General features: G+C 71.6%; 12 protein-coding genes, 1 tRNA gene and 1 pseudogene. 11 read left to right on the top strand and 3 right to left on the bottom strand.

The features are described from left to right. Positions 1-67: 67 nt before the first annotated feature. Complete coding sequence (locus tag V6U86_RS20880; protein ID WP_334505530.1) at positions 68-226, top strand: hypothetical protein; 159 nt, start codon at positions 68-70, stop codon at positions 224-226. A gap of 32 nt (positions 227-258) precedes the next feature. Here the strand turns inward: V6U86_RS20880 and V6U86_RS20875 are convergent, their stop codons facing one another. Then, a complete protein-coding gene (locus V6U86_RS20875; RefSeq protein ID WP_334505529.1) occupies positions 259-1,575 on the bottom strand; it encodes a D-arabinono-1,4-lactone oxidase in 1,317 nt (438 codons plus the stop codon). A 226-nt stretch (positions 1,576-1,801) separates the two neighbouring features. Here V6U86_RS20875 and V6U86_RS20870 point away from each other — a divergent pair, with 226 nt between their 5' ends. Next, the gene (locus tag V6U86_RS20870) at positions 1,802-2,407 is read left to right on the top strand and encodes a TetR family transcriptional regulator (RefSeq protein WP_334505528.1); all 606 of its coding nucleotides are present in this window, start codon (positions 1,802-1,804) and stop codon (positions 2,405-2,407) included. A 51-nt stretch (positions 2,408-2,458) separates the two neighbouring features. On the opposite strand, the gene V6U86_RS20865 is transcribed toward V6U86_RS20870, so the two are convergent. After that, entirely contained in the window at positions 2,459-3,667 is a 1,209-nt protein-coding gene (locus V6U86_RS20865) for an amino acid deaminase/aldolase (RefSeq protein WP_334505527.1), read from the bottom strand. Positions 3,668-3,975: 308 nt separating this feature from the next. On the opposite strand from V6U86_RS20865, the gene tmk reads away from it, so the two are divergent. The 8 genes and pseudogenes from tmk to V6U86_RS20825 form a co-directional block, all read left to right on the top strand. After that, complete coding sequence (tmk, locus tag V6U86_RS20860) at positions 3,976-6,075, top strand: dTMP kinase (RefSeq protein WP_334505626.1); 2,100 nt, start codon at positions 3,976-3,978, stop codon at positions 6,073-6,075. Then, the gene (locus V6U86_RS20855; RefSeq protein ID WP_334505526.1) at positions 6,075-7,334 is read left to right on the top strand and encodes a DNA polymerase III subunit delta'; all 1,260 of its coding nucleotides are present in this window, start codon (positions 6,075-6,077) and stop codon (positions 7,332-7,334) included. The genes tmk and V6U86_RS20855 overlap by 1 nt, the downstream gene beginning before the upstream one ends. Positions 7,335-7,456: 122 nt before the next feature. After that, complete coding sequence (locus tag V6U86_RS20850) at positions 7,457-7,786, top strand: YbaB/EbfC family nucleoid-associated protein (RefSeq protein ID WP_007454690.1); 330 nt, start codon at positions 7,457-7,459, stop codon at positions 7,784-7,786. A gap of 1 nt (position 7,787) precedes the next feature. Further along, positions 7,788-8,093 (top strand): type VII secretion target, encoded by a 306-nt coding sequence (locus V6U86_RS20845; RefSeq protein WP_334505525.1) that lies wholly within the window; start codon positions 7,788-7,790, stop codon positions 8,091-8,093. Continuing rightward, on the top strand, positions 8,093-8,767 hold the full coding sequence (locus V6U86_RS20840; RefSeq protein WP_334505524.1) for a hypothetical protein: 675 nt from the start codon (positions 8,093-8,095) through the stop codon (positions 8,765-8,767). Before V6U86_RS20845 ends, V6U86_RS20840 begins: the two co-directional genes overlap by 1 nt. Positions 8,768-9,088: 321 nt before the next feature. Next, positions 9,089-9,949 carry a PSP1 domain-containing protein gene (locus V6U86_RS20835; protein WP_334505523.1) on the top strand — a complete coding sequence of 287 codons (861 nt, stop codon included), beginning with the start codon at positions 9,089-9,091 and terminating at the stop codon, positions 9,947-9,949. 96 nt (positions 9,950-10,045) lie between these two features. Continuing rightward, positions 10,046-10,549, top strand: a complete 504-nt coding sequence (locus V6U86_RS20830) for an AAA family ATPase (RefSeq protein WP_334505522.1) — start codon at positions 10,046-10,048, stop codon at positions 10,547-10,549. Next, positions 10,550-10,759, top strand: a pseudogene (locus tag V6U86_RS20825) (regulatory iron-sulfur-containing complex subunit RicT); the annotation flags it as partial. It abuts the gene before it with no gap. Positions 10,760-10,949: 190 nt separating this feature from the next. On the opposite strand, the gene V6U86_RS20820 reads toward V6U86_RS20825, so the two are convergent. Beyond that, entirely contained in the window at positions 10,950-12,722 is a 1,773-nt protein-coding gene (locus V6U86_RS20820) for a metallophosphoesterase family protein (RefSeq protein WP_334505521.1), read from the bottom strand. Positions 12,723-12,836: 114 nt separating this feature from the next. Here V6U86_RS20820 and V6U86_RS20815 point away from each other — a divergent pair. After that, positions 12,837-12,910 (top strand) — tRNA-Thr (locus V6U86_RS20815). The last annotated feature ends 83 nt before the right edge of the window (positions 12,911-12,993 follow it).

Raw genomic sequence — 12,993 nt, 5'->3', positions numbered from 1 at the left:
GTTTCTGGCTGCTGTTTTCCGCTCGACGGCCGCGATCCGGCCCGTGTTCGGGTGTTCCCTGTCATGCATGCCCGTGCAGCTTCGCTGCTTAGCCGGTATGGTCGCGGACCCACCCACCCCCGACCACATCCACAGCGCACTGGACAGCGGCGACGGCATGCACCTGAACGACAGGGGCGCCGAGGCCATGGCCAATGCGGTGAACCTGGACGACCTCGCGCTCTAGCGCGATCGGCGACTCGCGGCTGGCGCGTGCCGTCAGGCGCCGAGGATGTGGTTCAGGTGGGGGTTGGTGAAGACGCGGTTCGGGTCGAGGCGGTCGCGGACGGCCTGGAAGTCCGAGAAGCGGGGGTACGCCGTGGCCAGCGAGGCGGCGTCGCGGTAGTGCAGCTTGCCCCAGTGTGGACGGCCGCCCAGCCCGGTGGCCACCTCCTCGAAGGCCCGGAAGTACGGCTCGTACGGCATGCCGACGTACTGGTGCACGGCGATGTAGGCGTTGTCCCGGCCGTAGCCGTGCGACAGCCAGATGTCGTCGGGGGCGGTGAATCGCACCTCCACCGGGAAGAGCACCTTGAACGGGAGGCCGTCCACGATGCGCTGGAGCGCGGCGAGCGCTTCCGGCAACGCCTCGCGGGGCAGGCCGTACTCCATCTCCACGAAGCGGACCCGGCGCGGGGTGCAGAAGACCCGGTCGGAGCGGCCGGTGTACTGGCGTTCGGTGAGGGCGCGGGCGGAGACCGCGCTGATTCCGGGGGCCAGCGCGGGCACGGCCCGGCCGAGCCGGCAGGCCCCGGCGAAGACCCGGTTGGACAGGAAGTCGTCGTCCATCCAACCGCGCCAGCGGGACAGCGGCCGGTCGTTGGCGGGTACCCGGTCGTTGGCCTTGACCTGGACCCGGGACGTGTACGGGAACCAGTAGAACTCGACGTGGTCGTGCCGGCCGATCAGCGCGGGCAGTTCGCCGAGCACGTCGGCCAGTTCGGCCGGGCGTTCGTGGGCGCGCAGGACGAAGGCGTCCACGCAGCGCAGGGTCACCTCGACCAGGACGCCGAGCGCGCCGAGTGACACCCGGGCGGCGGCGAGGACGTCGGGGTGCTCGTCGGCGGAGCAGTGCAGCACCTCGCCGGTGCCGGTGACCAGTGTGATCGCCTCGACGAAGGTGGAGAGGCACCCGTAGCCGGCGCCCGTGCCGTGGGTGCCGGTGGAGATGGCCCCGGCGACGGTCTGCGCGTCGATGTCGCCGAGGTTGGGCAGCGCGAGGCCGTGCCGGGCGAGCAGGCCGTTGAGCGTGTGCAGGGTCATTCCCGCCGGCACGGTGACGAGCCGTTGGGCGACGTCCACGCTGACCACGGTGTCCAGCTCGGACAGGTCCATCCGACGGTCGTCGGGGAGCGCGACGGCGGTGAACGAGTGGCCGCTGCCCGTCACCCGGATCCGGGCGCCGTCGGCGACGGCAGATCGGACGGCTTCTGCGACGTCGGCCGGCGAGCCGGGGCGCAGGATCGCGCTGGCGCTGCCACGCTGGTTCCCGGCCCAGTTGGACCATCCAGCCCTGGGCGGTGCGGTGCGGACCATGCGCGCTCCTCATTCATGAATATGAACTGACTTCATATCAGGAACGTTCTAGCTGGTAAATACCGCAATTGCGATCCGCTCGTTGTACCGGTAGTCACGGACTCGTGACGTGGAGATATGTTCATCCGTCGAAGGGGGGTGGCGCAGAGTGTCCACACCAGCCGCCACGACCGGGCCGCTGCGCCGCGTACCGGTGCAAGGTCGAAGTGTCGCGCGGGTACAGCGCATGTTGGATGCCTGCGCCGAGCTCGTCGACGAGGTGGGGTACGAGGGGCTGACGACCACCCTGCTCGCCGAGCGGGCCGAGGTGGCGATCGGGTCGGTCTACCAGTTCTTTCCGGACAAGCGCGCCATCGTGCAGGCGTTGACCCTGCGGACCATGGAGTCCTACCTCCAGCGCCTCGACGAGCGGTTCGCGTCCGACGAGATGACCCACTGGTGGGACGGCGTCGACGCGGGCATCGACGAGTACATCACGATGCACCGCACCGTCCCCGGCTTCCGTACCCTGCACTTCGGCGACGTGGTCGACCTGCACCTGCTCGACGAGCAGCGGGACAACAACGGCGTGATCGCCGACCAGTTGGCCCGGGTGCTCACCGAGCGTTTCGGGCTCACCGACGTGCCCAAGCTGCGCTTCGTGCTGGAGATCGCGGTCGAGGCGGCGGACGCGCTGATCAAGCTCGCGTTCCGTCGGAAGTCCGACGGCGACGAGCGGGTGCTGCTGGAGGCGAAGGCGCTCATCCGGGAGTACCTGCACCGCCAGGTCGACGGCCCGGACAACGGCCGGTCCACCGTCGGGAATCAGGCCGAGGCGGCCCAGGCCGTCTGAGTCGGCGCGGGGCGCGGGTCTCGGCCGGCGGTGGGGGGCGGTTGCCCGGCCTCAGAGGAAGGCCTGCCCCTCACCCCGGTAGGTGGGAACGGTCGCCACCACCGTGCCCCCCTCGATCAGGTGCAGCTCGTTGACCCGTTCACACAGCTCACCTGCCTTGGCATGCCGGAACCACACCCGGTCGCCGACGCGCAGATCGGCCGCCGCCGCTCCGGACAGCGGCGTCTGCACCTCGCCGGCGCCTTCGGTGCCGACCAGTTTCAGCCCTGCCGGCAACCATGGCCGGGGAAGCCGGCTGTCGGCGGCTGGGCCGGAGGCGATCCAGCCACCGCCGAGCACCGTCGCCAGCTCCGGTGTCGGCCGGCGGACCACCGCGCAGGCGAAGAACGCCGCCGGGGTGGGCCGCCAGGCGCGGTACGCGTCGAACAACGTCGGCCCGTACAGGCCCGATCCCGCGGTGACCTCGGTGACCGCGGGATCGGCGCTGGTCGCGGCCACGCTGCCGGTGCCGCCGCCGTTGACGAACTCCAGGTCGGCGTGCTCGCGTACCGCGGCGACCGCCGCACCACGGCGGGCCAGCAACTCGCGGTACGACCCGCGCTGGGCCAGCCTGATCGCGCCGGCCAGCAGCGTCTGCCCCGGCGGCGCGTCGCCCAGGCCGGCGATCTGCGCCTCGTACGACATGAGCCCGACCAACCGGAAGCCGGGCCGACCGGCGACGGCGGCGGCGAGCGCGCCGGCCGCCCGCGCGCTGTGCACCGGTGAGCGGCGGACGCCGACGTGCACCCGGCCGCGCAGCGGTCGCCAGGAGGCGTCCAGATCCAGGCAGAGTCGTAGCTCGGCGCGCTGCCCCGGGGGCCTGATGGCGTCGATGAGGTCGAGTTGGCCGGTGCCGTCGATCATCAGGGTGATCGCGGCGGCGAGTGTCGGGTCGGCGCCCAGCTCGGCGAGGGCGGCCCGGTCCGCGCTCGGGTACGCGACCAGCACGTCGTCGCTGACGCCGGCGCGGACCAGCCAGATCGCCTCGGGCAGGGTGAACGCCATCACGCCCTGCCAGCCGGGCCGCGCGAGAGCCCGGCTGATCAACTCTCGGCTGCGGACCGACTTGCTGGCGAGGCGGACCGGCTTTCCGGCGGCGCGATCGGCCAGGGCGGCCGAATTGGCGTCGAAGGCCGTGAGGTCGACCACCGCGTACGGGGGGTCGAGGTGGGCAGTCGCCCGATCCAGGCGCTCGCGAAGTTTGTCGCTTTCGATGGCCACGTGTGCACGCTAACTGTCTGACGGAGAATGCGAAATACCCTCGCGTACGTCCGGGCTGCGGCCGGTACCTCCGGCGGCCTAGGCTCAGCGAGCAGGAGAATGTCGCCCGTGGGGGTGGCCCCCACCGGGTCTAGAGTGTTGCACCGGAGGTGCCCAGCGATGGGCCGGCACGTGGAGGTACGGCCATCGAAAGCCAGAACAGCGGCGAGTCGCCCGGCGTGTCGCGATCGAGCGACCAGTCGGGCAACGCCGCCAACCCGTCCAGCGGTGGTCAGGTAGATCCGTCTGGTTATGCCGCCATCCGGTCCGTGCTGCGCATCCAGCCGTTCCGCCGGCTCTGGATCGTGCTCGGCGCGGCCTCCTTCGGCGACTGGCTCGGCCTGCTGGCCACCGCCCTCTTCGCCGCCTCGCAGGTGCAGGGCAGCACCGCCCAGGGCGCCGCGTTCGGCGGGGTCACCGCGATCCGGCTGCTGCCCGCGCTGGTGCTCGGCCCGGTGGCCGGCGTCTTCGCCGACCGGTTCGACAGGCGCTGGACCATGGTCATCTGTGACCTGCTGCGCTTCGTGCTCTTCGCCTCCATTCCGCTCTACGCCCTCAGCGGCGCCGCAGGCGGCCTGGTGGTCGGCTGGGCGCTCATCGCTACCTTCCTGATCGAGTCGCTCACCCTGCTCTGGATCCCGGCCAAGGAGGCCGCGGTCCCCAACCTGATCCCGCGGGCCCGGCTGGAAGCGGCCAACCAGCTCACCCTGATCACCACGTACGGCCTCACCCCGGTCGCCGCCGCCATCGGCCTCGCCGTGCTCGACCGTGGCGTCCGTGGTGCCGTCGGCGGCGACCTGCCGAACTGGGCGGAACCGGCTCAGCTCGCACTCTGGTTCAACGCCTTCTCCCGGCTCGCCACCGCGTTGGTGGTGGCGTTCGGGATCAAGGAGATCAGCGAGGCGCAGCGCGGCGAGGCGGAGCGTTCCGAGCAGAGCATGTTCCGGCAGTTCTCCGAGGGCTGGAAGTACATCGGCCAGACCCCGCTCGTGCGTGGCCTGGTGCTGGGCATCTTCGGCGCGTTCGCCGGTGGCGGCATCGTGGTCGGCACGGCCAAGTTCTTCGCCAACTCACTCGGCGCCGGCGATGCCGCGTTCTCGCTGCTCTTCGGCGCGATCTTCGTCGGTCTGGCGCTCGGCATCGGGCTCGGCCCGATGGTCGTCAAGGAGATGTCCCGGCGTCGCTGGTTCGGCATGAGCATCGTGCTGGCCAGCGCCGCCGTGATGACCCTCGCCTTCGCCATCCACCTGTCCATGGCGATCGTCGGCGCGGTGCTGGTCGGTGCCGGCGCCGGCATGGCCTTCCTGGCCGGCACCACACTGCTGGGCGGGGAGGTGGCCGACGAGGTGCGCGGCCGGGTCTTCGCGGTGGTGCAGATCGGCACCCGACTGGTGCTGATCCTGGCCATCGGTCTGAGCAGCGTGCTGGTCGGCGTCGGTGGCTCGCGCAAGCTGGAGATCGCCGACCTCGGCATCTCCGTCTCCTCCACCCGACTGCTGCTGCTGGCCGCCGGTGCCGCCGGCATCTTCGCCGGGATCAGCGCGTTCGGCCAGATGGACGACAAGAAGGGCGTACCGGTCCTCGCCGACCTCTGGGGCTCCATCCGGGGTCGGCCGCTGATGCCGGCCGAGCCGTTCGTCTCCGCCGGGCTGTTCGTGGTGTTCGAGGGTGGCGAGGGCGCAGGCAAGTCCACTCAGCTCACGGCGCTCGCCGAGCGGTTGAGGGGCCAGGGGTGCGACGTCGTGGTCACCCGTGAACCCGGGGCCACAGCGGTCGGTCGGCGGATCCGGTCGCTGGTGCTGGACACCTCCGGCGAGGACGCGCCCTCCCCCCGGGCCGAGGCGCTGCTCTACGCCGCCGACCGGGCGCACCACGTGGCCACCGTCGTCCGACCCGCGCTGGTCCGGGGCGGTGTGGTGATCAGTGACCGGTACGTCGACTCGTCCCTGGCGTACCAGGGCGCCGGCCGGACGCTGCCCGTCGACGAGGTCTCCTGGCTCTCCTCCTGGGCCACCGGTGGCCTCAAGCCCGACCTGGTGGTGCTGCTCGACGTCGAGCCGCACACCGGCCTGTCCCGGGTGGCCTCGCGCAACACCGGCACCGACCGGCTGGAGGCCGAGTCGATCGCCTTCCACGAGCGCGTCCGGTACGCGTTCCTCGACCTCGCCGCCGCCGACCCGAAGCGCTACCTGGTGCTCGACGCTTCCCGACCGGCCGGCGAGATCACCACGCTGGTGGTCCGGCGGGTCGAGGAGATGCTCGGCAAGCCGGGCGGCATCGTGCACCCGCGACCGGCGCAAGGTCCGGACACCTCGGTGCAGCCTGAGTTATCCGACGCGGAGCTGGTGACGATGGAGCACAAGACCTGATGCCGGACGTCTTCGCCGACCTGGTCGGTCAGGACGAGGCGGTTGTCGAGCTGCGCCGCGCCGCCGCAGCAGCCGCCGCCGTGCTGCGGGCTGGCGCGGCCGACCGGGCACCCGCGTTGGTCGCCGCCGCCCCGACCAGCGACGACGCGCTCCCGGCCGACGGGTTGGACCCGTCGTCCGGGATGACGCACGCGTGGATCTTCACCGGGCCGCCGGGCTCCGGCCGCTCGGTTGCCGCCCGGGCGTTCGCCGCCGCACTCGAGTGCGTGCACGGCACGGGCTGCGGCGAGTGCCCCGGCTGCCACACCACGATGGGCGGCACCCACGCGGACGTGCGGATGGTGGTGCCGGAAGGACTCTCCATCGGCGTCGGCGAGATGCGCGCGCTGGTGCTCCGCGCAGCCAGCACCCCGTCCGGCGGGCGCTGGCAGGTGGTGGTCATCGAGGACGCCGACCGACTCACCGAGGCTGCCGGCAACGCGCTGCTCAAGGCGATCGAGGAACCGCCGCCGCGGACGGTCTTCCTGCTCTGCGCGCCGTCCACCCACCCGGACGACATCTCGGTGACCATCCGGTCGCGCTGTCGGGTCGTACCCCTGCGGCAGCCGCCGGCCGCCGCGGTGGCCGAGGTGCTGGTCCGTCGGGACGGCGTCGCGCCCGACGTGGCGCAGTGGGCGGCGGCGGCCGCGCAGGGGCACGTGGGGCGGGCCCGTCGGCTTGCCCGCGACCCGGAGGCCCGCAAGCGACGCGAGGCGGTGCTCGCCGTGCCGCGCCGGCTGACCGGCGTCGGCGCGGCGTTCGACGCGGCGTCCGCGCTGATCGAAGCGGCCGAGGCGGAGGCCGAGGCGTCAGTCACCGAGGCCGACACGACCGAGCGGGCGGCACTGGAGACCGCGCTCGGTGCGGGCGGCACCGGCCGGGGCGCGGCGGGCGCCATCCGGGGTGCTGCCGGGCAGCTCAAGGAGTTGGAAAAGCGGCAGAAATCCCGGGCCACCCGGGCCCAGCGCGACGCCCTGGACCGGGCGCTGGTCGACCTGGCGGGCTTCTACCGGGACGCGCTCACCATGGCGCTGCGCGCACCCGTCGCCCCGGTGCACACCGACACCGCCGCGCTGGCCGGCGCCGGCGCCCAGAAGTGGGACGCCGAGGGGGCGTTGCGTCGGCTGGAGGCCGTGCTCGCCTGCCGTGCGGCCATCGAGGCGAACGTCAAGCCGCGGATCGCGGTCGAGGCGATGATGCTCGCCCTCTGGAAGGGCTGACCCGCACTTTCCCGGCGTTGTCCACAGGCATCGACAGGCCCGATTGTGGTGCGGTACGGTCCGTGTGCCGTGGTGACGGTGACAGCACACTGAGTGATGGGCCACCCGGGAGGAGTCCGCCGATGCCGCGGGGGGAGATCGACGAAGCCTGGATCGAGGAGGCGGTGCGACGCTACCGCCGGATCGAGTCCCTCCAGGCCGAGTTCGACCAGGCGGTGTCGACCGTCGAGGTGACCGTCCGCTCGCCGGACGGTCTGGTCGAGGTGGTGGTCACTGCTGGCGGACGGATCACCGACGTCCGGTTCCTCGGGCCGCTGCACACCCGCAGCCCACGCGACGTGGCCGGTTCCGTGCAGGCCGCGGTCACCGCCGCAGCCGACGCCGCCGAGTGGGCCCGGGAGAAGCTGCACAACGAGACGTTCGCCGCCTACCGACCGCTCGCGGGGGCCTGAGATGGACACGCTGCGCGCGCTCTCCGCCCGACTGGACGAGGCGAGCGCCACGCTCACCGTCGTTTCGCACACCGTCACCGCCAGCGATCCGGCCCAGGCCGCGTTCGGTGCCGACGCACCGGGCCGCCCGGGCGAGATCGGGCGGGCGCTGCACCGGCAGTGGACCACCGCCACCGACGACCGGGCCCGGGAGGCCCGCGCCGCCGCCGGTCGACTGGCCGCCGCCGCGGCGGCGGTGCGGGAGGCCGCCGACCGCTACACCGAGGTCGACCAGGCGGCCCGCCGCCGGCTCACCGGGGAACCGTGATGGACGCGCTGGACCGGCTCGCCGAGCCCGGCCTCGACCTGCTCCGCCGGGTGGACACGCTGATCGCGGCCGGCGTCCCCGAGGGTCACCGGGTCTGGCCGCTGCTGCGCCGCATGCAGGTGCTGCCAGGCGACGCGGTTCGCAGCTTCCTCGACCTGCACCCGGTGCCGCTCGCGAGCGCCGGCCACGCGGTGCGCCGGCTCGTCCGGGGGTACGACGACGTCTCCGCCGCGCTCACCGACTCGGTGCTCTGGTCCGGCCCGGCCGCCACGGCGTACGGGCAACAGCGGGCCGCGCTGCTACGCCACCTCGACGAGGGGCCGGACAGCCTGGTCGGGCGACTCGAATCCACCGCCGGATACGCCGACGCTCTCGCCGACTGGGTGGAGGGCAGCCGTCTCGCACTGGCCCGCACGTTGGCCGACGTGCTCCGTTCGGCCGAAGCGGTCGCCGTCGTCGCCGCCAGCGGTGCGTCGACGCGCCCCGGTCCGGTCGGGCCTGGTGTGGCCGACGCCGCCGAGATCGCCGCACGGGTTCTGGCGGTGCTCTGCGTCGCGTACGACGGCGCGGAGACGCTGCTGCGACAGTGGGCGCCGAGCCTGGCCGAGACCGCGTGGCGTCCGCCGACGGACGGGCGACCCCGCTACGACCAACCCACCCGGGTCGGCTGGTAACCGACTGCGCCCGGGTTGCCGGCGGGTTGCTGGGTTGCTGGGTTGCTTTTGGACAGGCCACGGCGTCGCTCGCGGGCGCCTGACCGGAGCCGGCGCCCACGGCGACGCCGTGGTCTTCCCCCTGCACCCCCCGCAGGCCTGCCTCCACTCAACGCCGTCGAGGCAGGTCTTGTCTTCCGCGCGGCCCCGGATTCAGCCGTCCGGGCGAGGAGCAACCAGACGACGGGACGCCCGGCACTGGGTCGAGTCGACGGCCATGAATGGCAGCAGGGCGTAGCCGGCCGGTGCGCCCTGCGCCGCGACCCGTCGTAGGGTGGGGGGATGGGCATGCTCTGCGCGGTCAGCTTCAACCGGTACGGGCGGCTCTACTATCTCGACCCGGGTGAGTTGCGTCCGCAGGTGGGCGACCGGGTGCTGGTGCCCACCGATGACGGGCCCGAGGTGGCGGAGTGCGTGTGGGCCGCGCAGTGGGTGACCGAGGAGACCGACGGCTTCCCCCGCCTGGTGGGGCTGGCTGGCGACGACGACCTACGCCGGGATGAGGCGTTGCGTCGGCGCAAGGCCGAGGCGAAGGTGGCCGCGAAGCGGCTGATCCGCTCGCACGGCCTGCCGATGAAGGTGGTGGCGGTCGACCATGTGCTCGGCTCCGCCGAGAGCGGCGGTGAGCGCAGCACCGTCTACTTCACCGCCCCGCACCGGGTGGACTTCCGATCCCTGGTCCGCGACCTGGGCGCGACCCTGCACTGCCGGGTGGAGTTGCGTCAGCTCTCCGCCCGCGACTCGGCACGGGTGCAGGGCGGCATCGGCTCCTGCGGTCGGGACCTGTGCTGCGCCACGTTCCTCACCGACTTCGAGCCGGTGACCATCCGGATGGCGAAGGACCAGGACCTGCCGCTCAACCCGCTGCGCATCTCCGGCGCCTGCGGCCGGCTGATGTGCTGCCTCAAGTACGAGCATCCTTTGTATGCCCGGTTTGCCGAGTCAGCTCCGGCGATCGGCAGCCGGGTCACCACGCCGGAAGGGGAGGGCCGCGTGGTCGGTCACAGCGTTCCGAGAGACGCGGTGACCGTCCGCTTGGACGCTGACGGCTCGCGCTCCATGTGCTCCCGCGCCGACGTCTGCGGCTCCCGCCGCGCCTACGACAGCCGTGACCAGTCGGGCCCGGAGGGTGCAGCGCGGTGATCGGCGTGCCTCCTCGCTCACGGTCGCAAATCCTTGAGATGACCGAGCAGCCATGAGGGACAGCATTTGTCTCACCGTGTTGATGGGGATCCGGCGATGGGCCTGCGGAACTATCTGATCGAAGGCGTCTCCGGTACCGGTAAGACATCGGTCTGCAAAGAACTGCAGCGGCGTGGCTACCACGCCATCAATGGTGACCGGGAACTGGCTTATCAAGGCGACCCGGAGACTGGTGAGCCGTTGGACGGGCGCGGGCACGAGCACCACATCTGGCGCGTGCATGACGTGCAGGCGCTGGTCGCCGAACACGCCGAGCAGGTGACCTTCTTCTGCGGAGGCTCACGGAACTTCCACAAGTTCATCGATCTGTTCGATGGCGTCTTCGTGCTTGACGTCGACCTGGACACCTTGCAAGGACGACTTGACGGACGATCGGAAGACGAATGGGGTGGGGGAGAGGCGGAGCGCGAACTCATCGTTCGATTGCATCGAACGAGGGAAGACATTCCGAGAAACGGTAGCGTGATCGACGCCACCGCACCTCTTGCGAGCGTCGTCGACGAGATCCTTCGTCAAGTAATGCTGTCTCCGGGCAAGTGAGAACACCCGCTGTACCAACGCTTCCAGGAGACCGCCCCGGCGGTCGGCAGTCGGGTCTCCACCCCGGAAGGTGACGGCCGGGTCGTCGGCCACAGCGTCCCGAGAGACGCGGTGACCGTACGCCTGGACGCCGACGGCTCCCGCTGCTCCTGCTCTCGAGCCTCCGTCTGCGCCCCACGCCAAGCCCACGACCAGCACTACACCCCCTAACCCACTCCCCACTCCCCACTCCCCAGCCCGGCCCCCGGCCTCCCGCCCCCCTTCCCGTCCCCGTTGATCATGAAGTTATTGCCATCTCTGTCGGCGTGTCGGGGCAATAACTTCATGATCAACGCGGGGGCGGGGCGCGGAGCGCGGGGGTGGGCGCGGAGCGCGGAGCGTGGGCGTGGAGCGGGGTGGGTTAGTGCAGGACTGTGGGGGGTTCGGTTAGGTGGGGGGTTAAGGGGGATTTGGGGGTCAGCCAGCTTTGGGTGGGGGACTGGTCGGGGTTCACCTGCCAGTCGCGGGAGACCCGGTCCACCCCCAGCGGGTAGATCGTCAGCGTGCCGTCCGGGTCGATGCGCAGCCGCAGGAACGACTTGGAATCCTCAATGCCCTGGCCGGCGAAGAGTTCGTTGACGTTCACGCCGAACGAGCTCGCCACCAGCAGGTACGCCGCCACCAGCTGACTGGCCACCAGACCGGACACCGGGCCGTAGAGCACCGCCGCAGCGGCCGCCGGCAGTGGCCACGGCCAGTCGTAGAACGGCAGCGCCAACCAGACCCACGTGCCGGCCGCCGCCAGAGACACCTGCGCCACGCCGTGGCTGACGCCGAGGATCCAGTGCCGCGCGTGGCGTTTGCCGCTCGCGCTCGGGGGCTTTGCGAACAGGGCCGCAGCCAGCACTGTCACCAGCACCATCACCACCAGCGGGACGGTGAACAGCCGCTGGTCGGTGCTGTCGGCCCAGTTCGCCGTCGCCCCCGCCATGGCCAGCATCAGCAGGGTGTGCAGGGTGCCGAGCAACGTGGTGAAGCCGGGATTGCGGAACGGCAACCGGGGGAAGATGCCCCAGCCGTAGCGACGGGACCGCGCGGCGTCCGGGTAACGGGCCACCAGGTCGTACGGCTGGGCGGGGCTGGCCTTGCGGGTTGGCGTGTCCCGCGGTGGCACCTCGATGTGCTCCGGCAGCTTGTGTGTGGGATAGAGGTACGCGCCACCCCCACCGCAGGTGATCAGCTGCCGGTCCGCCCCGGAATAGCGGGCGTAGTGGTGCAGGTCGCCGGAGAGTAGCAGCCGCACCCGCGCCCCGGTCGGGTCGATGATGGTACGGATGAAGTAGTCGATCGAGTCGTACGCCGTGGGGTCGTCGACGGCCTTGACCCAGGTCGGCGCCGGCGCCGCGATGATCACTTTGGACTCCGGCCCGAGCCGCCGGGCCACCTCGTCGAAGTAGGCCAACTGCGGGTCGTCCAGGTACGAGCCGGACTGGTCGTCCACGCCGAGCAACCACCAGCCGGCCGGCAACTCCACCGCGAAGTACGACCGGGACTGCCCGGTGCCCCAGCCCGCGAAGTTCCGGTCCCGAGAACGGACGAACAATCGCAGGAACGCGGTGAGACCGTCGTACCAGTCGTGGTTGCCGGGCACCGCGAAGAGCGTGGGCTTCTCGACCGGCGCCACCGGCAGCGCGGCCTGGTAGGGGCCCTTGCACCGGTCCTCGTATGCGGCGTAGGCCGCCGACGGGTACACCTGGTCGCCGCCCATCACCAGGGTCTGCGCCCGGGGCAGGCGGTGCCCGTCGACGGTCAGCTCGGGCTGCGCCAGCAGGTACGCCACCGAGTACGTCGCGTTGAAGCCGTCACCCAGGTCGGCCACGTAGTCGAGCCACAGCCCGCCGTCCGGCCCGACCTGGCGAAAAACGCCGTCGCCGAACGCGTTCTGCAACTCGCGCTTGTCGAGGTACGCCCCGAAGAGCACCGCCAGCAGCGTCCGGATGCCGGTGCTGATCAGCAGGAACGGTGCCAGCCACGGCACCGGCTTGCGCGGCGTGAAGCCCAACTCCAGCGGATCGGTGTTGCGTGGCCGGTGGGCGGCGCGTTCACCGGCCGCCGCACGGTCAGGACGCTCCGGGCGGGGGGATTCGTCGCGTTCGTCGCTCACCCGCCGCAGCGTAGTCCTGGTCACGATCATTCGCTGTCCGGTAAACGTCCAGATGGCGGCCGATGTCCGGTTAGTGCTGGCACGCTCGGCGGGGGTATCCCGTTCGGTCGGTGCCGCCGGGGTGCCGTACACTTGCTGATCGTTGCCGCCTTAGCTCAGTCGGCTAGAGCGACGCACTCGTAATGCGTAGGTCGACGGTTCGATTCCGTCAGGCGGCTCGGTACGGAAGCCCAGGTCATTGGCCTGGGCTTCGCCGTTTTCCACGGTCGACGACACCGCCGACGCCGTATCCGCGCCGGCG

It is taken from the genome of Micromonospora sp. CPCC 205558 (assembly GCF_036902955.1).
GTDB lineage: Bacteria > Actinomycetota > Actinomycetes > Mycobacteriales > Micromonosporaceae > Micromonospora.
Note: the sequence above shows the minus strand (reverse complement) of the source record. Positions and strands in the feature narration are given on the sequence as shown.

Coding starts and splice junctions, on each gene's coding strand:
- V6U86_RS20845 (WP_334505525.1), top strand. CDS start 7,788: ATGGACACGCTGCGCGCGCTCTCCGCCCGACTGGACGAGGCGAGCGCC.
- V6U86_RS20840 (WP_334505524.1), top strand. CDS start 8,093: ATGGACGCGCTGGACCGGCTCGCCGAGCCCGGCCTCGACCTGCTCCGC.
- V6U86_RS20820 (WP_334505521.1), bottom strand. CDS start 12,722: ATGATCGTGACCAGGACTACGCTGCGGCGGGTGAGCGACGAACGCGAC.
- V6U86_RS20850 (WP_007454690.1), top strand. CDS start 7,457: ATGCCGCGGGGGGAGATCGACGAAGCCTGGATCGAGGAGGCGGTGCGA.
- V6U86_RS20875 (WP_334505529.1), bottom strand. CDS start 1,575: ATGGTCCGCACCGCACCGCCCAGGGCTGGATGGTCCAACTGGGCCGGG.
- V6U86_RS20835 (WP_334505523.1), top strand. CDS start 9,089: ATGGGCATGCTCTGCGCGGTCAGCTTCAACCGGTACGGGCGGCTCTAC.
- V6U86_RS20855 (WP_334505526.1), top strand. CDS start 6,075: ATGCCGGACGTCTTCGCCGACCTGGTCGGTCAGGACGAGGCGGTTGTC.
- V6U86_RS20830 (WP_334505522.1), top strand. CDS start 10,046: ATGGGCCTGCGGAACTATCTGATCGAAGGCGTCTCCGGTACCGGTAAG.
- V6U86_RS20880 (WP_334505530.1), top strand. CDS start 68: ATGCCCGTGCAGCTTCGCTGCTTAGCCGGTATGGTCGCGGACCCACCC.
- V6U86_RS20870 (WP_334505528.1), top strand. CDS start 1,802: ATGTTGGATGCCTGCGCCGAGCTCGTCGACGAGGTGGGGTACGAGGGG.